The 22,251-nt window shown below is 70.2% G+C and carries 17 protein-coding genes; 12 read left to right on the top strand and 5 right to left on the bottom strand.

The annotated features are described in order from the left end of the window. The first annotated feature begins 167 nt into the window (after positions 1-167). The 7 genes from carB to MKK53_RS25200 all read left to right on the top strand — a co-directional run bounded on the left by carB (position 168) and on the right by MKK53_RS25200 (position 8,924). The gene (carB, locus tag MKK53_RS25230) at positions 168-3,641 is read left to right on the top strand and encodes a carbamoyl-phosphate synthase large subunit (RefSeq protein ID WP_243931798.1); all 3,474 of its coding nucleotides are present in this window, start codon (positions 168-170) and stop codon (positions 3,639-3,641) included. An 88-nt stretch (positions 3,642-3,729) separates the two neighbouring features. Next, positions 3,730-4,206, top strand: coding sequence for a transcription elongation factor GreA (greA, locus tag MKK53_RS25225; protein WP_243931897.1), 477 nt, complete (start codon positions 3,730-3,732; stop codon positions 4,204-4,206). Between the two features lie 4 nt (positions 4,207-4,210). Next, entirely contained in the window at positions 4,211-4,711 is a 501-nt protein-coding gene (locus MKK53_RS25220; protein ID WP_243931796.1) for a hypothetical protein, read from the top strand. A gap of 4 nt (positions 4,712-4,715) precedes the next feature. Further along, the gene (locus MKK53_RS25215; protein ID WP_243931794.1) at positions 4,716-5,687 is read left to right on the top strand and encodes a mitochondrial fission ELM1 family protein; all 972 of its coding nucleotides are present in this window, start codon (positions 4,716-4,718) and stop codon (positions 5,685-5,687) included. Positions 5,688-5,731: 44 nt separating this feature from the next. Beyond that, positions 5,732-6,709 (top strand): thioredoxin-disulfide reductase, encoded by a 978-nt coding sequence (gene trxB / locus MKK53_RS25210; RefSeq protein ID WP_243931792.1) that lies wholly within the window; start codon positions 5,732-5,734, stop codon positions 6,707-6,709. Between the two features lie 231 nt (positions 6,710-6,940). Further along, positions 6,941-7,831, top strand: coding sequence for a LysR family transcriptional regulator (locus tag MKK53_RS25205; RefSeq protein WP_243931790.1), 891 nt, complete (start codon positions 6,941-6,943; stop codon positions 7,829-7,831). A gap of 85 nt (positions 7,832-7,916) precedes the next feature. Then, complete coding sequence (locus tag MKK53_RS25200) at positions 7,917-8,924, top strand: zinc-dependent alcohol dehydrogenase family protein (RefSeq protein ID WP_409564424.1); 1,008 nt, start codon at positions 7,917-7,919, stop codon at positions 8,922-8,924. A 19-nt stretch (positions 8,925-8,943) separates the two neighbouring features. Here MKK53_RS25200 and msrP read toward each other — a convergent pair whose 3' ends face one another. The 4 genes from msrP to MKK53_RS25180 all read right to left on the bottom strand — a co-directional run bounded on the left by msrP (position 8,944) and on the right by MKK53_RS25180 (position 14,094). Next, positions 8,944-9,891, bottom strand: a complete 948-nt coding sequence (msrP, locus tag MKK53_RS25195; protein ID WP_243931786.1) for a protein-methionine-sulfoxide reductase catalytic subunit MsrP — start codon at positions 9,889-9,891, stop codon at positions 8,944-8,946. A gap of 109 nt (positions 9,892-10,000) precedes the next feature. Next, positions 10,001-11,734: an AMP-binding protein gene (locus MKK53_RS25190; protein ID WP_243931784.1), complete on the bottom strand. Its 1,734-nt coding sequence runs from the start codon at positions 11,732-11,734 to the stop codon at positions 10,001-10,003. Between the two features lie 92 nt (positions 11,735-11,826). Next, a complete protein-coding gene (locus MKK53_RS25185; RefSeq protein ID WP_243931782.1) occupies positions 11,827-12,576 on the bottom strand; it encodes a hypothetical protein in 750 nt (249 codons plus the stop codon). A gap of 21 nt (positions 12,577-12,597) precedes the next feature. Beyond that, positions 12,598-14,094: a leucyl aminopeptidase gene (locus MKK53_RS25180; protein WP_243931780.1), complete on the bottom strand. Its 1,497-nt coding sequence runs from the start codon at positions 14,092-14,094 to the stop codon at positions 12,598-12,600. 170 nt (positions 14,095-14,264) lie between these two features. On the opposite strand from MKK53_RS25180, the gene lptF reads away from it, so the two are divergent. From lptF to rsmA, 5 genes are all read left to right on the top strand, one after another. Further along, the gene (lptF, locus tag MKK53_RS25175; protein ID WP_243931778.1) at positions 14,265-15,425 is read left to right on the top strand and encodes an LPS export ABC transporter permease LptF; all 1,161 of its coding nucleotides are present in this window, start codon (positions 14,265-14,267) and stop codon (positions 15,423-15,425) included. A gap of 9 nt (positions 15,426-15,434) precedes the next feature. After that, positions 15,435-16,523, top strand: coding sequence for an LPS export ABC transporter permease LptG (gene lptG / locus MKK53_RS25170; RefSeq protein ID WP_243931776.1), 1,089 nt, complete (start codon positions 15,435-15,437; stop codon positions 16,521-16,523). Positions 16,524-16,598: 75 nt separating this feature from the next. Beyond that, positions 16,599-19,169, top strand: a complete 2,571-nt coding sequence (locus MKK53_RS25165) for an LPS-assembly protein LptD (protein ID WP_243931774.1) — start codon at positions 16,599-16,601, stop codon at positions 19,167-19,169. A gap of 51 nt (positions 19,170-19,220) precedes the next feature. Beyond that, positions 19,221-20,324, top strand: a complete 1,104-nt coding sequence (gene pdxA / locus MKK53_RS25160; protein ID WP_243931895.1) for a 4-hydroxythreonine-4-phosphate dehydrogenase PdxA — start codon at positions 19,221-19,223, stop codon at positions 20,322-20,324. Further along, positions 20,321-21,187 (top strand): 16S rRNA (adenine(1518)-N(6)/adenine(1519)-N(6))-dimethyltransferase RsmA, encoded by an 867-nt coding sequence (gene rsmA / locus MKK53_RS25155; protein WP_243931771.1) that lies wholly within the window; start codon positions 20,321-20,323, stop codon positions 21,185-21,187. Before pdxA ends, rsmA begins: the two co-directional genes overlap by 4 nt. A gap of 32 nt (positions 21,188-21,219) precedes the next feature. Here rsmA and MKK53_RS25150 read toward each other — a convergent pair whose 3' ends face one another. After that, positions 21,220-22,194: a TIM44-like domain-containing protein gene (locus tag MKK53_RS25150; protein ID WP_243931769.1), complete on the bottom strand. Its 975-nt coding sequence runs from the start codon at positions 22,192-22,194 to the stop codon at positions 21,220-21,222. Positions 22,195-22,251: the final 57 nt, after the last annotated feature.

Genomic DNA, 22,251 nt, shown 5'->3' with positions numbered 1-22,251 from the left:
CCCTTTGGGCCTCCGAGAGGGCTTTGGGATGGTGACGAGCCGCCCGGTGCCCTTGTCTCGGGTGCGGAGCCGCGTGTAAACGCAGGGCTCAACGATAATCCCGCCATGCGTCCGATCGCCGGGCCTAGCCCGCCCGGCCGGGCGCGTGTGCCTGTAGAAGGCGTCCGATGCCCAAACGCACCGATATCTCCTCGATCCTGATCGTCGGGGCGGGGCCGATCATCATCGGACAGGCCTGCGAGTTCGACTATTCCGGCACCCAGGCGTGCAAGGCCCTCCGCGAGGAGGGCTACCGCATCGTGCTCGTGAATTCGAACCCCGCCACGATCATGACCGACCCGGACATGGCGGATGCGACCTATGTCGAGCCGATCACCCCGGAGATCGTCGCCAAGATCATCGAGAAGGAGCGGCCGGACGCCATCCTGCCGACCATGGGCGGCCAGACGGCGCTGAACTGCGCCCTGTCGCTGCAGAAAATGGGCGTGCTCGCCAAGTACGGCGTGCAGATGATCGGCGCCACCGCCGAGGCCATCGACAAGGCCGAGGACCGCTCGCTCTTCCGCGACGCGATGACGAAGATCGGGCTCGACACCCCGAAATCGGCCCTCGCCAACGCCTCGGCCGCCAAGAAGGCCGACCGGGAGAAGTACCTCGCCGAGGTCGCCCGTCTGGAGGCGGCCAACCCCGAGGCCGACGCCCGGTCCGCCGCCGTCGCGGCGTTCGAGAAGAAGTGGCTGGCGGGTGAATCCGAGCGGCGCAAGCGCTACGGCGAACACGCCCTCGGGCAGGCGCTGATCGCGCTGGCCGAGGTCGGCCTGCCGGCGATCATCCGCCCGTCCTTCACCATGGGCGGCACCGGCGGCGGCATCGCCTACAACCGCGAGGAGTTCCTCGACATCGTGGAGCGGGGCATCGACGCCTCGCCCACCAACGAGGTGCTGATCGAGGAGAGCGTGCTCGGCTGGAAGGAGTACGAGATGGAGGTCGTTCGCGACAAGAACGACAACTGCATCATCGTCTGCTCCATCGAGAACATCGACCCGATGGGCGTCCACACCGGGGATTCGATCACCGTCGCCCCCGCGCTGACGCTCACCGACAAGGAATACCAAGTGATGCGCGATGCATCGCTGGCGGTGCTCCGGGAGATCGGCGTCGAGACCGGCGGCTCGAACGTGCAGTTCGCGATCAACCCCGAGAACGGGCGGATGATCGTGATCGAGATGAACCCCCGCGTGTCGCGCTCCTCGGCCCTGGCCTCCAAGGCCACCGGCTTCCCCATCGCCAAGGTCGCCGCCAAGCTCGCGGTGGGCTACACGCTGGACGAGATCGCCAACGACATCACCGGGGGCGCGACCCCGGCCTCCTTCGAGCCGACGATCGACTACGTCGTCACCAAGATCCCCCGCTTCGCCTTCGAGAAGTTCCCCGGCGCCGAGCCGACGCTGACCACCGCCATGAAGTCGGTGGGCGAGGCGATGGCCATCGGCCGTTGTTTCGCGGAATCGCTCCAGAAGGCCCTTCGCTCCCTGGAGACCGGCCTCACCGGCCTCGACGAGATCGAGATCGAGGGGATGGGCAAGGGCGACGACCGCAACGCCATCAAGGCGGCGCTGGGCACCCCCACGCCCGACCGGCTGCTCAAGGTGGCCCAGGCCCTGCGGCTCGGCGTCAGCCACGAGGAGGTCTACGCCTCCTGCAAGGTCGATCCGTGGTTCCTTGAGCAGATCCAGGCCATCGTGGACATGGAGCGGCGGGTGAAGGCCCATGGCCTGCCCACGACTCCGGGCGCCTTCCGCCAGCTCAAGGCGGCGGGCTTCTCCGACGCGCGCCTCTCGGTGCTCGTGGGTCTCGAGGAGGCCGAGGTGCGGGAGATGCGCCGGGCGCTGGGCGTGCGGCCGGTGTTCAAGCGGATCGACACCTGCGCGGCCGAGTTCAAGTCGCCCACCGCCTACATGTACTCGACCTATGTGGCGCCGTTCGCCGGCACCGTGGCCGACGAGGCGGAGCCGACCGGGGCGAAGAAGGTTGTGATCCTCGGCGGCGGGCCGAACCGGATCGGCCAGGGCATCGAGTTCGACTATTGCTGCTGCCACGCCTGCTACGCGCTGAGCGAGGCCGGGTACGAGACCATCATGGTCAACTGCAACCCGGAGACGGTCTCCACCGACTACGACACGTCGGACCGGCTCTACTTCGAGCCCCTGACCATCGAGGACGTGCTCGAAATCCTCGAGACCGAGAAGCAGGCGGGGACGCTCCACGGCGTCATCGTGCAGTTCGGCGGGCAGACGCCCCTGAAGCTGGCCCGCGCCCTCGAGGCCGCCGGCATCCCGATCCTCGGGACCTCGCCCGACGCCATCGACCTCGCCGAGGACCGGGACCAGTTCAAGCGGCTCCTCGACAAGCTCGGGATGAAGCAGCCGAAGAACGGCATCGCCTACTCCGTCGAGCAGAGCCGGCTGGTGGCGGCCGATCTCGGCCTGCCCTTCGTGGTGCGCCCGTCCTACGTGCTCGGCGGCCGGGCCATGGCGATCATCCGCGACGAAGCCCAGTTTGCCGACTACCTGCTCGACACCCTGCCGAGCCTGATCCCGTCCGACGTCAAGGCGCGCTACCCCAACGACAAGACGGGGCAGATCAACACGGTGCTCGGCAAGAACCCGCTGCTGTTCGACCGCTACCTGTCCGACGCCGTCGAGGTGGACGTGGATGCGGTGTGTGACGGCGAGACCGTGTTCATCGCCGGCATCATGGAGCACATCGAGGAGGCGGGCATCCACTCGGGCGATTCGGCCTGCTCGCTGCCGCCGCGCTCGCTCTCGCCCGAGACCATCGCCGAGCTGGAGCGCCAGACGACGGCCATGGCGCTGGCCCTGAAGGTCGGCGGCCTGATGAACGTTCAGTACGCCATCAAGGCCGGCACGATCTACGTGCTGGAGGTGAACCCCCGCGCCTCGCGCACGGTGCCCTTCGTGGCGAAGGTGATCGGCGAGCCCATCGCCAAGATCGCCGCCCGGATCATGGCCGGGGAAAAGCTCTCGACCTTCGGGCTGACGAAGAAGACCCTGCCGCACATCGCGGTGAAGGAGGCGGTGTTCCCCTTCGCCCGGTTCCCCGGCGTGGACGTCCTCCTGGGACCGGAGATGCGCTCCACCGGCGAGGTGATCGGCCTCGACACGGGCTTCGGCGTCGCCTTCGCCAAGAGCCAGCTCGGCGCCGGCAACCAGGTTCCGCGCTCGGGGGCGGTGTTCGTGTCCGTGCGGGACGACGACAAGGCGCGCATCCTGCCCGCCATGCGCCAGCTCGCCGAACTCGGCTTCACCATCCTCGCCACGGGTGGAACGCAGCGGTTCCTCGTGGAGAACGGCCTGAAATGCGAGCGGATCAACAAGGTCCTCGAAGGCCGGCCGCACGTGGTGGACGCCATCAAGAACGGCGACATCCAGCTGGTCTTCAACACCACCGAGGGGGCCGGCGCCCTGTCGGACTCGCGCTCGCTGCGCCGTGCGGCCCTCTTGCATAAGGTGCCGTACTACACCACTCTAGCCGGCGCGATGGCGGCGGCCGAAGGGATCAAGGCCTACCTCGAAGGCGATCTCAAGGTCCGCGCATTGCAGGAATATTTTGCGGCCTGAAGTTGCAGGCTGCGAAACAACTATCAAGGCCCGGAGGGAGTGACCCGCTCCCGGCCGGGCTTCTTCATTGTGGCGCGAGACGATGAGCATAGACAAGGTTCCGATCACGACCCGCGGCTATGCGGCCCTCGAAGAAGAGTTGAAGCATCGCCAGCAGGTGGAGCGGCAGCGCATCATCCAGGCGATCGCCGAAGCCCGCGCCCTGGGCGATCTCTCCGAGAACGCCGAGTACCATGCGGCCAAGGAGGCCCAGTCCCACAACGAGGGCCGGGTCATGGAGCTTGAGAGCATGATCGCCCGGGCGGAGGTGATCGATGTCGCCAAGCTGTCCGGCAGCAAGATCATCTTCGGCGCCACCGTGAAACTCGTGGACGAGGACACGGAGGAGGAGAAGACCTACCAGATCGTCGGCGAGCCCGAGGCCGACGTCCGCTCCGGCCGCGTCTCCATCGGCTCCCCGATCGCCCGCGCGCTGATCGGCAAGGGGGTGGGCGACACCGTCGAGGTGACGACGCCCGGCGGCGGCAAGTCCTACGAGGTCGTCGAAGTCCGGTTCGGCGTCTGAGGCGATGGCCGCTCGCGGATGGACGTGGGCCGGTCTCACCCTGATCGCCGGCCTCGGGGGGGCGGCGAAGGCGGATGACTTTCCGCCCACGCCGCTCTTCTCGGATGTCCGGGTGGACGTGCGGCCCCTGCTCGCCCAGGGCGGCGGCCTGCCGGCGGAAGCCCTCGCCGCCGACCTGACGGCGGCCCTGCGGAAATCCCTGGCCGAACGGATCGGCGGGCGAGGCCCCGGCCTCGTGGTGGTGATCACCGCCCTGTCGCTGCGCGACTATGTGGGCAATGGCGGCGGGCGGTTCGGCCTCGGCGGCATGCAGAACGACTACATGGAGGGGGATGCCCTCCTCGTCGGGCGCCGGGGCGAGGTGCTCGGCCGCCATCATCAGCTGACGGCGACTCCGTCGAGCTACGGCGGCGCGTGGTACGACCCGGCCAACGAGGGCCGGCGGGTCGCGGTGATCGCCGACATCTACGCCCAGTGGCTCGCCCGCGACCTGCCGCGGGACTAGGCCGATGACGGGCCTCGCCGGCCTGCGCGCCTGGATCGTCACCGACGGCAAGGCGGGCGACGAGAACCAGTGCCTCGGGGTGGCCCGGTGCCTCGGCCTCGAGGCCGAGGTGCGGCGTGTCCCGACGGCAGGTCCCTTCGCCCTGCTCGCGCCCTGGGGACCGGCCGACCCGCGCCAGGGCCCCCGGCGAAGGGGAAGCGTCCTGCACGGCCCCCTCCCCGCCCTCGCCATCGCCTCGGGGCGCCGGGCGGTGCCCTATCTGCGGGCCTGCCGGCGGCTCGGCGTCGGCTTCACCGCCTTCCTCAAGGATCCCCGCACGGGCACGGGCAGCGCCGACTTCATCTGGGTGCCGGAGCACGATTCCCTGCGCGGCCCCAACGTCCTCACGACGGTGACGTCCCCCCACCTCGTCTCGGCCGCCCGGCTGGCCGAGGCGCGAATCGCGGGGGATGCCCGCCTCGCGGGCCTGCCGGGCAAGCGCGTCGCCGTGCTCCTCGGCGGCGACAGCCGGCACGGGCGAGTCTCCGAACCGGAGACCGCGCGGCTCATCGGCCACCTGCGCCGGCTGGCGGCGTCGGGCTGTTCGCTCATGGTGACGACCTCTCGCCGCACGCCGGAGACCCTGCGCCGGGCGGCGCGGGCGATCACGGAGGAGACCGGCGGGTTCTTCTGGGGGGGAGACGGCGCGAACCCCTACCTCGCCATGCTCGCCGCCGCGGAGGCCATCGTCGTCACGTCGGATTCCGTGAACATGGTGAGCGAGGCCGTGGCGACCGGCGCCCCGGTCCTGCTCTGCGACATCGCAGGGACGCCGCCCCGCCACGGGCGGATGTATGCCGCGCTGAAACGGGCCGGTGCGCTCGCGAGCTTCGATGGCAGCCTCGCGGATCTGCGGTATTCCCCCATAGACGCGACGCCCGTCATCGCGCAGGCCCTCGCGGACGCCTATATTAACCACCGACGCGGGCGGGTGTGACGCCGCGCGATCCGGTGGACCGGAAGACGAAGAGTTCGAGACCGATGGCCCATACCCACGCTAAGCTCATCATCGTCGGGTCCGGCCCGGCCGGCTACACCGCCGCGATCTACGCCGCCCGCGCCATGGTCCAGCCGCTGCTGATCTCGGGCTTCCAGCCCGGCGGCCAGCTGATGATCACCACCGACGTGGAGAATTATCCGGGCTTCGCCGAGGCGATCCAGGGCCCGTGGCTGATGGAGCAGATGCGCGCCCAGGCGGAGCATGTGGGCACGACGATCCTCTCCGAGTACGTCACCAAGGTCGATCTGCAGACCCGGCCGTTCCGCCTCGAAGCCGATTCGGGGGAGACCTATTCCTGCGACTCGCTGATCATCGCCACCGGCGCCCAGGCCAAGTGGCTCGGCCTTCCCTCCGAGGCGAAGTTCCAGGGCGGCGGCGTCTCGGCCTGCGCCACCTGCGACGGGTTCTTCTTCCGCGGCCGGGAGGTCGTGGTGGTCGGCGGCGGCAACACCGCCGTGGAGGAGGCGCTCTACCTCGCCAACATCGCCAAGAAGGTGACGGTGGTCCACCGCCGGGACCAGTTCCGCGCCGAGCGCATCCTTCAGGAGCGGCTGTTCAAGCACCCGAACGTGGAGGTGCGGTGGCACCAGCAGATCGATGAGATCTGCGGCGTCGAGAAGCCGGCCCCCTCCGTCACCCATGTCCGGCTGAAGGACACCCGCACCGGCGAGACCAGCGAGGTGAAGACCGACGGCGTGTTCGTGGCCATCGGCCACCAGCCCGCCACCGGGATCTTCGAGGGCCAGCTCGCCCTGCGCCAGGGCGGCTACCTGTCCGTCCGGCCGGGCACGACGGAGACGGAGATCCCCGGCGTGTTCGCCGCGGGGGACGTGACCGACGACGTGTACCGCCAGGCGATCACGGCGGCCGGCATGGGGTGCATGGCCGCCCTAGAGGCCGAGAAGTTCCTGGCCAACCTCGAGATCGGCGAAAGCCCCGCCCGCGCTGCAGCTGAGTAACCACCTTCGCCGTCTTTTGACGGATTTCGCGGTTTATGCACCGGTCGTGGACCCGCGGAGGCCCGCGTACGGTGCATAGGTCTATTCTCCGCCAAGGAATGCGTATATCGCATGGCACCGTGGCGTGGATGTCGACCCTGCGGCGTCGTCGGTCGGGGGGCGGAGACAGTGGCCGTTCAGCCGGAGATGGCCGTCAGGCTTTCCGGGGCGGCCCGAGCGGGAGTTCTCGCGTTGGATTGGGACAAGATTCGGATCTTCCTGAACGTCGCCGAGGCGGGAAGCTTCACGAAGGCCGGGGACGACATCGGCCTGAGCCAGTCGGCGGTGAGCCGCCAGATCAGCGCCCTCGAGCGCGAGCTGAAGGCCCCCCTGTTCCACCGGCATGCCCGCGGCCTGATCCTGACCGAGCAGGGCGACCTGCTGTTCCGCGCCGCCAAGGACATGAAGCTGCGCCTGGAGAACACCCGGGCGCGCCTCGTGGAGACCTCCGAGCGCCCCACCGGCGACCTCAAGGTGACGACCACGGTCGGCCTCGGCGTGTCGTGGCTGTCGCAGCGGGTGGGTGAGTTCCTCGACCTCTATCCCGATGTCCGCATCGAGATGATCCTGACCAACGAGGAGCTCGACCTCGCCATGCGCGAGGCCGATGTGGCGATCCGCATGCGCCGTCCGGCGCAGCCCGACCTGATCCAGCGCCGGCTGTTCACGGTGCACTACCATGCCTTCGCCAGCCAGGATTACGTGAAGCGGTTCGGCGAGCCCAAGACCGTCGAGGAGCTGGACGAGCACCGCATCGTCTCCTTCGGCGGCAACGAGCCGTCCTACCTCCTCGCCGCGCACTGGCTGGCCGATGCCGGCCGCGACGGCCGGGAGCGGCGGCAGGTCCATCTCACCGTCAACAACATCGGTGCCCTGCAGCGGGCCATGGAAGCCGGAGCCGGGATCGGCATCCTGCCCGACTACGCCGTCGATGGGGACGACAACCTCGTCCAGGTGCTGCGCGAGACCGACATGCCGACGCTGGAGAGCTATCTCGTCTATGCCGAGGAGATGCGCTCGGTGGCGCGGGTGCAGGCCTTCCGCGACTTCCTGGTCCAGAAGGCGCAGCGCTGGACCTATTGAGGGCCAGCGGCGTCCACCCTTGATCCCGCCGAAAGCCGCCTAAAACTCACGTTCTCGGAGCGAGTGGGAGGTGGCCATGGGTGCGATGGCGAAGGCGATCGTCGTCGGAGCGGGGGGCGGGTTCGAGCGGGTCACCGCCACCGAGCGTCCGGTCCCGGAGCCGGCCTTCGGCGAGATCACCGTCCGGCTGCGGGCGAGTTCGCTGAACTACCACGATTACGCCGTCGTCAGCGGCATGTGGGGGCCGTCCGTGCCGCGGATCCCGATGTCGGACGGGGCCGGCGCCGTCACCGCGGTCGGGCCCGGCGTCACCGAGTTCGCCGTCGGCGATGCCGTGGTGAGCACCTTCTTCCCGACCTGGCTCGACGGGCAGGCGGAGGTCGTCGGCTTCGCGACGGTGCCCGGCGACGGCATCGACGGCTATGCCCGCGAGGCGGTGACCGCGCCGGCCACGGCCTTCACCCGCGCCCCCGCCGGTTGGGACCATGCCGAGGCCGCGACGCTGACCACGGCGGGCCTCACCGCATGGCGTGCCCTGCACGAGGACGGGCGGGTGAAGGCCGGAGACACGGTGCTGGTCCAGGGCTCCGGGGGCGTCTCCGTCTTCGCCCTGCAATTCGCCAAGATGGCCGGTGCGACGGTGATCGCCACCTCCTCGTCGGACGAGAAGCTGTCCCGGCTCGAAGCCCTCGGGGCCGACCACCTCATCAACTACCGGCAGGATGCGGCCTGGGGCGAGACCGCCCGGCGGATCACCGGGGGGCGGGGCGTCGATCACGTGATCGAAGTGGGCGGGCCCGGGACGCTGGAACAATCGATGGAGGCGGCCCGGGTCGGCGGGCACATCTCGGTCATCGGCATCCTCACCGGAGTCGAGGGCTCCCTGCAGGTCGTCCCGGCCCTCATCCGCCAGTTGCGCCTGCAGGGCGTGCTGGTCGGCAGCCGCCGGCAGCAGATCGACATGGTCCGGGCGATCGACGCCAACGGCATGCGGCCGGTGGTCGATCGCCGCTTTCCCCTGGACGCCCTGGTCGAGGCCTTCCGGCACCAGGAGAGCAACCGGCACTTCGGGAAGATCTGCCTCGAGATGTGAGGTCCCGTAGGGCGGGCGGTCAGACGAACAGCCGCTCGCCCTCCAGCCCCTTGTAGAGCCCCGCCACCTGCTCGCCGTAGCCGTTGTAGATCAGCGTCGGCACGCGCTGGTCGCTGCCGAGGACCCGCTCACTCGCTTGGCTCCAGCGGGGGTGCGGTACGGCGGGGTTCACGTTGGCCCAGAACCCATATTCGGAGGATTGCAGCCCCTCCCAGAAGGTCTTCGGCCGGTCGGCGGTGAACGACACCTTCACGATCGATTTGGCCGACTTGAACCCGTATTTCCACGGCACCGCGATGCGGATCGGTGCGCCGAACTGGTTCGGCAGCGGCTTGCCGTAGACGCCGGTGACCACGAAGGCGAGGTCGTTGCCGGCCTCGGCCAGGGTCAGGCCCTCGGTGTAGGGCCAAGGGTAGTAGAAGACCCGCTGGCCCGGCGCCATCGCCTTGTCCATGAAGGTCTCGAAGCGGATGTACTTCGCGCCGGAGGTGGGCTTCGCCAGGGCCACGAGCTTCGACAGGGGGAAGCCGGTCCACGGCACCGCCATCGACCACGCTTCGACGCAGCGGTGGCGGTAAAGCCGCTCCTCCAGCCCGATCTTGCGGATCAGGTCATCGACGCCGACCTCGAACGGCTTCTCCACGAGGCCGTCGATCTTGAGCGTCCAAGGGGAGGTCTTGAGGGCGTTGGCCGCCGGCAGGACGGTCTTGGACATGCCGAATTCGTAGAAGTTGTTGTAGTCGCCGCTGAACCGCTCGGGAGTCACGGCGCGGTCGAGCGTGTAGCTCTCGTTGCGCGGCGCCGGGTAAGAACCGCTCTCCACGGCCGCCCAGGCACGACCCCCGATCAGCGAGCCCGCCGCGAGACCCGCGGCGCCGCCGATGAGGGCCCGACGGTCGAGGAAGATCGCTTCCGGCGTGGCGTTGCTCTCGGGGATCTCCCATCCGCGGTGGCGCTTGATCAGCATGGCCGTCTCCCCTGCGTGGCGTGTCTCGGTCTCTTCCCCGAGAGATCGGACCGGATCGCTGGATGGGCAAGCCGGTCCGCCTCACCATTCGGCGAGGGGCCCCGTGGGGTTACGTCGCGCCCTCGGGGGGCGGGGCCTCGTCGCGCAGGACGCGGCGGAGCACCTTCCCGACATTGGTCTTCGGCAGGGCCTCGTGCAGTACCACGGCCTTCGGCACCTTGTAGCCGGTGAGCTGCGTGCGGGCGTAGGCCCGCAGGGCGTCGGCGCTGACGCTCGCATCCTTCAGCACCACATGGGCCACCACCATCTCGCCGGTCTCGGCGTGGGGCGTGCCGACCACCGCGCATTCGAGGACGCCCGGATGGGAGGCGATCACATCCTCGACCTCGTTCGGGTAGACGTTGAACCCTGAGACCAGGATCATGTCCTTCAACCGGTCGACGATCCGGACCTGCCCGGCCGCATCCATCACGGCCACGTCGCCCGTGCGGAAATAGCCGTCCGCCGTCATCACCTGCGCGGTCTCGTCCGCCCGGTTCCAGTAGCCGGGCATCACCTGGGGGCCCTTCGCGCAGAGCTCCCCACGCTCGCCCGGCGGGACGGGACGGTTCTCGGCATCCCGGATCGAGACCAGGGTCGAGGGCAAGGGATAGCCAATCGTCCCGCTGAAATCCGGCAGCGTGCGCAGGTTGGCGCACAGCACCGGGGAGGTCTCCGACAGGCCGTAGCCCTCCACGATGGCGTGTCCGGTCAGGGCCTTCCACCGCGCCGCGACGGCGCTCTGGACGGCGGTGCCCCCGCCGATGACGAAATCGAGGGCGGAGAAGTCCACCGTGCCGATCTTCGGGTGGTTCACGAGCATGTTGAACAGGGTGTTGACCCCCGCCAGCCCGGTGAACCGCACGCGGGAGAGTGTCTTCACGAAGCCGTCGCAGTCGCGCGGGTTGGGGATCAGCAGGCAGCTGCCGCCGGTCCGGACCGAGAACAGGAAACAGGCCGTGAGTGCGAAGATATGGTAGAGCGGCAGGGCCGTGACGGTGATCCGGCGCCGCCCCGTATCCGTCGCGTCGAACCACGTGACGCATTGCTCGACATTGGCCGCCACGTTGCGGTGTGTGAGCATCGCCGCCTTGGCGACGCCCGTCGTGCCGCCGGTATATTGCAGGAAGGCGAGGTCGTCCGGAGCGACCGGGACCGGGCGCAGCGGCGCGCGCGTCTTCAGGGCGGCGGCGAAGCGGACGGCGAGCCCAGGGGGCAGCGTGAAGGGCGGCACCGCCTTGCGCAGGTGGCGGCTCGCAAGGTTGATCGCCTGACCCTTCGCGCCCAAGCCGTCGCCGGGGCCGGCGACGATGACCCGGCGCAGGTCGATCTCGCCCAACGCGCCGGCGACCGTATGCGCGAAATTCTCGAGGACGATCAGCACCCGCGCGCCGGAATCACCGATCTGTGCCGCCATCTCGCGGCTCGTGTAGAGCGGGTTGACGTTGACCACGACCGCCCCGGCCAGATGCACGGCGACGATCGAGACCATGTAGGACGGGATGTTGGGCAGCATGATCGCCACCCGGTCGCCCTTGCCGACCCCGTCCGCCTGGAGGGAGGCGGCGAGCGCCCGGGCCTGTCGGCCGAGATCGGCGTAGGAGAGGTCGGAGCCGAAGCAGGTGGCCGCCAGCCTGTCCGCGAAGGCGGCGATGCTGTGGGTGTAGAGGTCCGAGAGGGTGCGAAGGTCGGCGACGGCGATGTCGGCCGGCATGCCCGGCGGATAGGCGGAAAGCCATGGCCGCGCGGTCGCGCGGTCCTGCGCGCTGGCCGCGTCGCGGTCCATCGTCACGCTGGCGTGCATAGCGTTTCCTCCGCAGGTGCGGCTCTGATGGCCGCCGATCCCGCCCCCCGGCTCGGACTGTGGGCGATGCGCGGAGAGCGCGCAAGGCTGCCTCACGCGCTCGCGCGGCGCCTGCGTAACGCGATCAGGAGGCTGTACGGCGCCGCTGCGACGAGCAGGAGGACGGCCGCGAGGCCCGCCTCGCCGGGCCGCATCGCCCGGGCCGGCCACGCGCCGAAGCCGACCTCGTGGCCGAGGCCGATCAGACCGGCGCCGAACCACAGACACAGGAAGGACAGGGCGCCCCACCCGATCCGCCGCAGCCGCGGACGGAGCGGCCGGTTCGCGGCGAGGATGGATGCGCCGACGATGCCGCCGACCATGAGGGCCGGGACGCTCGCCCCGAGGGCGTAGGCGAGCCAGAGGGGCTGGCCGGTGAGGAAGGCCATGCTGCCGGTGGCGTATCCGCCCCGCAGGATCAGGCCCCCGAAGGTCGGGTAGAGCCCCGCCAGGCCGAGGACGGCGAGTCCGAGGAGCGCGAAGGCGACCCGCCGTGCCGCCCCCCCCGGACCGGCGGCCGCCGCCGCCGCCACGATCCGTGCCGCCGCGAAGATGAGGGCGAAGACGAAGAGGGGATAGCGGTCGAGGAAGAAGCCGTAGGCATAGGGCTCCAACCCCTCGGGCAGGGCCATGCGGCGGCTCAGGCCCCCTGCGGCGAAGGCCGCCAGAGCCAGGAGCATCGCGAGGACGGGGACGAGCGCCTCGCGAAGGGGGGTGACCCACGCCCGCCCCCCCGCGGAGGAAGGGGGCCGGACGGGGGCGTCGCGCGACCCGATGACGTCGAGGAAAGCGTCGCTCGCCACGGGTCTCGCTCCGACGGCGCGTCAGTGCGCCTCGTAATTGTCCCGGATCAGCCGGTCGAGGAGGCGGACGCCCCAGCCCGCCCCCCAGCTGCGGTTGATCTCGCTGGCGTTGGAGGACATCGCCACGCCGGCGATGTCGAGGTGGGCCCACGGCACGTCCTCGACGTAGCGCTTGATGAACGAGGCCGCCGTCGCCGCGCCGCCGTGACGGCCGCCGGTGTTCTTCATGTCGGCGAACTTGGAATCGATCGCCTTGTCGTAGGCGGGGATCAGCGGCATCCGCCACACCGCCTCGCCCGTCGCCTCGCCGGCCGCGCGGATCTTCTCGGCGAGGCCGTCGTCGTTGGAGAACATCCCGGCGATGTCCTGGCCCAGGGCGACGATGATCGCCCCCGTGAGGGTGGCGAGGTCGATCATCGCCTTGGGCTTCGCCGAGCGGACGACGTGGGTGATGACGTCGGCGAGGACGAGGCGGCCCTCGGCGTCGGTGTTGATCACCTCGATGGTCTGGCCCGACATGGAGGTCAGGATGTCGGAGGGGCGGTAGGCGCCGCCGTCCGGCATGTTCTCCACGATGCCGATGGCGCCGACCACGTTGCAGCGCGCCTTGCGCGCGGCGAGGGCGCGCATCGCCCCGACCACGGCGGCGGCGCCGCCCATGTCGCCCTTCATGTCCTCCATGCCGCCGCCCGGCTTGATGGAGACGCCGCCCGAATCGAAGATCACGCCCTTGCCGATCAGGGCGACGGGCGCCTCGCCGGCCGTGCCGCCGTTCCAGCGCATGACCACGACGCGGGGCTCGCGCACCGAGCCCTGCGCCACGGCGAGGAGGGCCCCCATGCCGAGGTCGCGCATCCGCGCCGGCTCCAGGATCTCCACCTCGACGCCGAGCTTCGTCAGCTCCCCGGCCCGGCGGGCGAACTCTTCCGGGTAGAGGACGTTCGGCGGCTCGTTGACGAGGTCCCGGGCGAGGATGACGCTCTCGGCGAGGCTGCGCGCACCCTCGTCCTCGCGGGCGGCGGCGGCGTGGTCGGCGGCGAGGATCGTCAGGCTGGTGCCGGCCTTGTCCTCGGCGTCGGGCTTCTTCTTCGTCTTGTAGCGGTCGAAGGTGTAGGTCCGCAGGCGGGCCCCGAGGGCGAAGGCGGCGGCCTGCTCGGGGCCGGTGGCGACGCCCGGCAGGTCGAGGACGATCCGCGCCGTCCGGCCGGAGACCTTCGAGGCGGTGAAGCCGCCGAGCACCGGCCAGTCGAGCTTGCCCCGGTCGGTGTTGCTGCCGAGCCCGACCACCACGAGGCGGTCGATGGGAAGGCCCGCGGGCGCCGGCAGCACCATCGCCGAGAGAGAGCGGCCCTTGAACTTCTCGGAGGCCGCCGCCTTGGCGACGAGGTCGGCGCCTGCGCCGCCGAGGGCGTCCCTGGCCGGGGCGCCGAGGGCCAAATCATCGCCCATGAACACCACGAGGTCGCCCTGGCCCGCCTGCCCCAGGGGCCCGAAGGCGATGTCGATCTTGTCCGTCATGCTTCCCGCCATCCCACCGCCGCCGCCGTGGAACGCCGGCCGCGCTTCGCAATCCGACCTGTGTAGCCGTTGAGACGCAGAACGCAACGCGGCGCGAGAGCCCTGGAATCGCCCCAGTTGTCGGGTCATGCCGGGCGGGGGACGCAACGCCGGAGCGGGCCGCTGGGACGATGAGGCAGGTCGAACGCTACATCTTCCGGATCGCCGCGGGCGGGACGCTCGCCTGCCTCGTCGGCTTGACCGGGACGATCTGGGTCACGCAGGCGCTGCGCGAGCTCGACCTCGTGACCGCCAAGGGGCAGACTCTGCTCGTCTTCCTCTTCGTCACCGCCCTGTCGCTGCCGACGCTGGTGGTGGTGATCGCCCCCGTCGCCCTGTTCATCGGGACGGTCTACGCCCTCAACAAGCTCAACGGCGATTCCGAGCTGATCGTGATGTCGGCGGCGGGGATGCCGCCGCGCTCGCTCCTGCGGCCGTTCGTGACGCTCGCGCTCAGCGTCAGCTTCCTCGTGGGCGTGGTGGTGATCGTGGTGATGCCCGCGAGCTTCCAGGAGCTGCGCGACGTCATCACCCGCGTGCGCGGCGACTTCATCGCCAACGTGGTCAAGGAAGGCCAGTTCACCCAGCTCGACAACGGCATCACCTTCCATTTCCGCCAACGCGGGCCGGGGGGCGTCCTCGAAGGGTTGTTCATCCAGGACCGGCGCGAGGCCGGGAAGACCAAGGTTTACCTCGCCGACCGGGGCAACGCCGTCGATGTCGACGGGCAGAGCTACCTGATCCTCGAACACGGCACCGTGCTGCAGCAGCAGAAGGACAGCCGCGATTCCTCGATCCTGAAGTTCGACCGCTACACGATCGACCTCGCCGCCTTCGCGCCGCCGGATTCCGACACGATCTACAAGCCCCGGGAGCGCTCGACGGCGCAGCTCCTGTTCCCCGACCGGAGCGAGGCCTACTACCAGCTGCAGAAGGGGCGGTTCCGGGCCGAGCTGCACGACCGTCTCTCCGCCGCCCTCTATCCGCTGGCCCTGGCGTTCATCGCCTTCGCGGCGCTGGGCGATCCGCGCACCACCCGCCAGGGCCGGGGCCTGGCCGTCGCCGGGGCGATCATCGCCGTGGTCGCCCTGCGCATCGCGGGCTTCGCCGCGGTGAGCGCGGCGGCGCGGAGTTCCGGGGCGGTGGCGGCGGTCTACGGCGTGCCGCTCCTGGCGATCGTCCTGTCGAGCCTGCTGATCTTCCAGGGAACGCGGGTCCGCGCCTTCAATGCCGGGCTCGCCCGCCTCATCCGCGGGCGCCTGCGCCCTCCCCGCCTCGCACCGGCCCAGTAGCGCCACACGATGCTGATCGGACCCACCCTCGGACGCTACTTCGCCGCGCGGTTCGCCCGCACGGTCCTCGGCGTCTTCATCACCGTCTTCGCCCTGGTCTACACCCTCGACTTCGTGGAGCTCCTGCGCCGGGCGGGTGAATCGCAGGGGGCCTCGACGGGGCTGATGGCGCAGCTCTCCCTCTACCGCACGCCCACCGTGGCGGAGGGCGTCCTGCCCTTCGCCGTGCTGTTCGGCTCCATGGCCTCGCTGCTGCAGCTGTCGCGAAAGCTGGAACTGGTGGTCGCCCGGGCCGCCGGCATCTCGGCCTGGCAGTTCCTCCAGCCGGGGCTGTTCGTGGCCCTGGCCCTCGGGGCGGTGGCGGTGGGCGTCTACAACCCCGTCTCGGCGATGCTGAAGCAGCGCTCCACCGAAATCGAGGCGAAGATCTTCGCCCGCTCCACCAAGGCCGCATCCGGCAAGGACCTGTGGCTGCGCCAGAAGGGGCTGGATGGCGAGGCGATCATCCGGGCCGAGACGGCGATCGAGGGCACCACGACGCTGGCCGGCGTCGGGGTCTTCACCTTCGACGAGCGCGGGGAATTCCAGTCGCAGATCGTCGCGGCCCGGGCGAGCCTGCACGACGGGTTCTGGGAGCTGACCGACGCCCGGGTGCTGCGGCCGGACCAGCCGCCGGAGACCTTCGGTACCTACCTCATCGCCTCGAACCTCGAGCCCGAGCGGGTGCGCCAGCGCTTCACCAGCCCCGAATCTGTGCCCTTCTGGCAACTGCCCGCCACCATCGCACAGACGGAGCGGGCGGGCCTGGATGCGACCCGGTACCGGCTGCAGTACGATGTGCTGTGGGCAAGGCCGATTCTGTTCGTGGCGATGGTCATGGTGGCTGCAACCGTTTCGTTACGGTTCTTCCGCTTTGGTGGAGTTGGAAAACTCGTCCTCGGAGGCGTCGCGGCAGGGTTCACGCTCTACGTCGTGCGCCAGGTCATGGAAGGGCTCGGCGCCTCGGGTTTGGTTGCAACACCTGTGGCTGCCTGGTTCCCGGCAGTGGTTGGGAGTCTTCTCGGTACGCTCGCGCTTCTGTACCAAGAGGACGGCTGATGCCTGCGGCCCGCGCGGGCCGGGAGACGAGTGTGAGAGTCGTGGCGGAAGTCGTCACCGGGGTTGGGACTGGCGTTGCGTAAGGTCGCCGACATCCTTTGGAGCGCCGGGCTGGCGGCGGCTCTGACGGTCGCCGTGCTGCCCGTCTCTGACGGGCACGCTCAGGGCGTGCCCACGCCGTCCGCGAAACCGGGCGCGAAGCTGCTCGTCGAGGCGAACGAGCTCGTCTACGACAACGACCACAACACCGTGACCGCCCGCGGCAACGCGGAACTGCACTACGGCCCGCGGACGCTGCAGGCCGACCGGGTGCGCTACGACCGCGGCACCGGCCGCGTCTTCGCCGAGGGCAACGTCCGCCTGACCGAGTCGGATGGCGGGGTCGTCACCGGCGAGCGCATGGAGCTCACCGACGACTTCAAGACCGGCTTCGTGGATACCCTGCGGGTCCAGCAATCCGTCGAGCGCAAGAACGAGACCGTCCGGGTGCGCTTCTCGGCGCCCCGCGGCGAGCGGGTGAACGGCGAGCAGACCTCCTTCGAGTACGGCAGCTACACCGCCTGCGAGCCGTGCAAGGACTCCCCGGAGAAGCCACCCCTGTGGCAGATCCGGGCGCAGAAGATCATCCACAACAACGAGACCCACACGATCTACTTCGAGGAGTCGACCCTCGAGATCGCCGGCATCCCGGTGGTCTACCTTCCCTATTTCGAGGCGCCGGACCCCACCGAGAAGCGCAAGACCGGCTTCCTCACGCCCCGGTTCATCTCGACCACGGCCCTCGGCAAGGGCGTGTCCCTGCCGTACTTCATCAACTTCGCGCCGAACTACGACCTGACCCTGACGCCGACCTTGCTCAGCCGGCAGGGGGTGCTGGGGCAGGCCGAGTTCCGGCACCGCCTGGACAACGGCTTCTACTCGCTGCGCCTGTCGGGCATCTCGCAGACCACGCCCTCGGCCTTCCTGCCGAGCCCGCTCGGCGCGGGCGAGCGCGACTTCCGCGGATCGGTGGAGAGCCAGGGCCGGTTCTACATCAACGAGCGCTGGCGGACCGGCTGGGACCTCGTCGGCGTCACCGACAAGTGGTTCCTCGACAACTACCGCATCCGCAACCAGTCGATCACCACCGACTTCTTCCGCGAGGCGGTCTCCACCGCCTACCTGACCGGCCAGGGCGACCGCTCGTGGTTCGATGCCCGGGCGTACTACTTCAAGGGCCTGTCGAGCTTCGACTGGCAGAAGCAGCAGCCGATCGTCGCCCCGGTGATCGACTACGACAAGCGGGTCAACGGCCCGTCCGAGATCGGCGGGGAGCTGCGCTTCCAGGCCAACATCACCAGCCTCAACCGCGACGTGACCCAGTACCAGGGCCTGCCGCGGACCACGACGTACCTGTTCTCGCCGAGCGTGAACGGCGTCAGCTTCCCGCTCTACCAGACCTGCGCGGTCTTCGCCCGGGGCGCCTGCCTGATCCAGGGTCTGGCGGGGCAGGATACCCGCGCCTCGGCGCAGCTGACGTGGCGCCGCAGCTTCATCGACGATTACGGGCAGAAGTTCACGCCCTTCGCGTCGCTGCGGGCCGACACGTTCTTCGTGAACCCGAACCTCTCGGGCTACCAGAACGACCTCGCCCCCTCGGTGGCGCGGATCGACGACGGCGTGTCGGGGCGCATCATGCCCACCGTCGGCCTCGACTACCGCTACCCCTTCGTCGCCAATTTCGGTGGGCTCGGCGTCCACACCATCGAGCCCATCGGGCAGCTCCTGCTGCGCCCGTCCGAGACCAAGATCGGCCGCCTGCCGAACGAGGATGCGCAGAGCCTCGTCTTCGACGACACGTCCCTGTTCGAATGGGACAAGTTCTCGGGCTACGACCGTGTCGAGGGCGGCGTGCGCACCAACCTCGGCGGCCAGTACTCGGTCGTCACGCCCTCGGGCTGGTACGCGAACGTCATGTTCGGCGAGTCGATCCAGCTGGCGGGGGTGAACTCGTTCCGCCGGGGCGACCTCGCCAATACCGGCATCGAATCCGGCCTCGACAAGACGCTGTCCGACTATGTGGGCCGCTTCCAGCTGTCGCCGAACCAGAACATCACCTTCATCTCGCGGGCGCGGTTCGACCACGCGGACTTCCACGTGTCGCGGTTCGAGACGGGCGTGACCGCCCGCTTCGCCCCGTTCGTGCCGCTCACGACCTCGCTGTTCTATTCCTACTACGAGGCGCAGCCGCTCCTCGGGTACAGCCACTACCGCGAGGGCGTGACCGCCTCGGCCACCTACAACATCACCCCGAACTGGTTCGTCTCGGGCTCGGTGCTGCTCGACCTGACCCACTACCTCGACGTTCGCAACAACTACAGCGATGCGCTGTCGAGCTACTTCGTGAACCCGGTGGGGACGGCGCCGATCTACGAGAACCCCGGCCGCTTCTACTTTGCGGGTGCGAGCCTCGGCGGCGGCTATCAGGACGAGTGCACCACCGTTACCCTGAACTACATCAATTCGCCGATCGCCACAGCGACCGGTGTGCGCGAGCGCAACCAGACGGTGCTGCTGCGGCTCGAACTGAAGACCCTCGGCGAGGCGGACCTGCGCCAGAACGTCGGCATCGCCACCACCGCGGACGGCATCGCCTCGGCCCGGTGACGATGCGGGAGAGTGATGCGCGGGCGGGCCGGGGCGCTGTATAAGGGCGCCATGCCTCCCCTCGCCCTCACCCTCGGAGACCCGGCCGGGATCGGCCCGGAACTCGCCCTCGCCGCCTGGCTCGAACGGGGCGGGCCGAACCCGCTTCCGCCGTTCTTCGTGCTCGGCGATCCCGCCTTCCTCGAACGCCTCGCGAGCCGCCTCGACCGCTTCGTGCCCGTGGCCGAGGTGGATCCGGAGACGGCGGCCGAGGTCTTTCCGAAGGCGCTGCCGGTGGTGCCCCTGCCGAGCGGGGCCGCGGTGTTCGCCGAGCCGGGCGTGCCGGACAGCGGCTATGCCGGCGCGGTGATCGAATCGATCAGCGCCGCCGTGCGGTTCGTCCAGGCCGGGCGCGCGGCGGCCGTCGTCACCAACCCCATCGCCAAGCATGTGCTGACGCGGGCGGGCTTCGCCCATCCGGGCCATACGGAGTTCCTGGCCGCGCTGGCCGTCCCCCCGGGCGTCGCGCCGCCGAGGCCGGTGATGATGATCTGGAGCGAGACCCTCGCGGTGGTGCCCGTGACGATCCACGTCCCCCTGCGCGACGTGCCCGCCCTGCTCACCCAGGCGCTGGTGGAGGAAACCGCCCGGATCGTCGACCGCGACCTCCGGGAGCGGTTCGGCCTGTCCGCGCCGCGGCTCGTGCTGGCGGGCCTCAATCCCCATGCGGGCGAGGCCGGCACGATGGGCCATGAGGACCGTGACGTGCTCGCCCCCGCGGTGGCCCGGCTCCGGGCGGAGGGCATCGACATCCGCGGCCCCCTGCCCGCCGACACGATGTTCCACGCCAGGGCGCGGGCGACCTACGACGTCGCCCTGGCACCCACCCACGATCAGGCGCTGATCCCGATCAAGACCATCGCCTTCGATGACGGGGTCAACGTGACCCTCGGCCTGCCCTTCGTGCGGACCTCGCCGGACCACGGCACCGCCTTCGACATCGCGGGCAAGGGCATCGCCCGGCCGGACAGCCTCATCGCCGCCATCCGCCTCGCCAAGCGGCTCGCGGGTTCCGTGCCGCGCCCTGGGCACGGGGAGGCGGCGCCGGCCAACGTCTATGCCGGGCGCCCCCAGGCCACCGGTTCCCGCCATTTCGACCCCGAGGACGAGCTGTGAGCGCACCGGATGGTCTTCCGCCCCTGCGGGAGGTGGTGGCCCACCACGGCCTGGAGCCCAAGAAGGCCCTCGGCCAGAACTTCCTCTACGACCTCAACCTCACCGGGCGGATCGCCCGTGCCGCCGGCCCCTTGGACGACGTCACCGTCGTGGAGGTCGGGCCGGGCCCGGGCGGATTGACGCGGGCGCTGCTGGCGGCCGGCGCCAAGCGCGTGGTGGCGATCGAGCGCGACCCCCGTGCCCTGCCGGCGCTCGCCGAGATCGCCGCCCACTATCCGGGCCGCCTGGCGGTGGTGGATGCCGACGCCCTGGCCTTCGACCCCCGGCCGCTGGTGGGCGAGGGCAAGGCGCGGATCGTCGCGAACTTGCCCTACAACGTCGGCACGGCCCTGTTGACCGGGTGGCTCTCCGGTGAGGTGTGGCCGTCCTGGTGGGACAGCGCCGTGCTGATGTTCCAGCGGGAGGTGGCCGAGCGGATCGTCGCCACGCCGGAGGAGCGCGCCGATTACGGCCGGCTCGGGGTGCTGTGCGGCTGGCGGACGGAGGCGTCGATTCTGTTCGACGTGGCGCCCTCGGCCTTCGTGCCGCCGCCGAAGGTGACATCGAGCGTGGTGCAGCTGGTGCCCCGGGCGACCCCCCTTCCCTGCCGGGCGGGCGCCCTGGAATCCGTGACGCGGGCGGCCTTCGGCCAGCGCCGCAAGATGCTGCGCCAGAGCCTGAAGGCGCTCCTGCCGGACCCGGCGCCGCTGCTCGCCGCCACCGGCCTCGTCGAGACGGCCCGCGCCGAGGAGATCCCGGTGGAGGGTTTCGTCGCCCTCGCCAACGCCTGGGACGATCAACGAAAAAAGGCCGGCGCTGGGTAGCGCCGGCCCGTTGCGGTGCAGGGTGTGGGGCCTCAGCGGGTCTGCTGGATCGCCGAGAGCACCCAGGCGCGGCCCGGCTGGCGCTGGAAGGTCCAGAGCTCGACGGCCTCGGGATCGCCGTTGGCGACGATGCGACCGCTGCCCCGCTCCACCGTCACATCCTTGAGGGAGTAACGCATGGCCACGGTGGCGAAGTCCGTCCGGTCCTCGCCCCAGGCTTCCGCGAGGTCGCCCTGCAGGAGCTTGACGTCGGAGACGCGGTTGACGACGCCGCGCGCGGCGTTGGCCTGCAACTCCTCATCGAAGTAGCCCACCATCTCCGGCGTGGTGAGGTTCGACAGGGTCACCCGGTCCTCGCGGGAGAAGGCATCCTGGATGTCGCCGAGGAGCTTCTCGAAGGCCTGGTAGTCGTTCGGGCCGATCTGCACCTGCCGCATCTGCGGCTGGCGCGGCGCGGCCCCCATCGGGGCGGCGGCGGAGCCACCCGTCGCCCCCCCCTGGGGCCCCCCCATGCCCGGATTGGGGCCACCGGGGCCGGTGCGGGCATAGGAGGCCGCAGCCGGCTCGTTGCGGCGGCGGAAGAAGCGCAGGGCCAGCATCACCACGACGACCAGAAGGCCGACCTGGAGCAGCATGCCGAGCATGGAGGCGAGGCCCCCGAGGCCGCCGAAGAAGCTGCTGCCGAACAGCGCCCCGAGCAGGCCCGCGCCGAGCAGGCCCGCGAAGAAGCCGCCGCCGAAGCGCCGGCCGGAGGGCTGCATGCCGGGATTGGCCATGCCGGGGCTGTTCATGCCCAGCGAGGGCGCGGTCTGGCTGCGCTGCATGGTCATGCCGCCGCCCGGCGCCGTGGGCGTCGCGGAAGGGGCGGTGTAGGTGCGGGAGCCGCGCGAGCCCATGGATCCGCCGCCGCCGGGCCGGGCCTCGGCGATCGGGGCCGCGACGGTCAGCGCCGCGGCGAGCGCCAGGAGGGCCGCCCTGCGCCGGCTGCGCGAAGGTGAAGTGGACATGAAACGCCTCAGAAGACGAACCGGCGACGACGCCGCCAGCGGTAACATGGGAACGGC

It is taken from the genome of Methylobacterium sp. J-076 (assembly GCF_022829405.1).
In the GTDB taxonomy this organism is placed as follows: domain Bacteria; phylum Pseudomonadota; class Alphaproteobacteria; order Rhizobiales; family Beijerinckiaceae; genus Methylobacterium.
The sequence above is the reverse complement of the archived record's forward strand: the minus strand, read 5'-3'. Positions and strand labels throughout refer to the sequence as shown.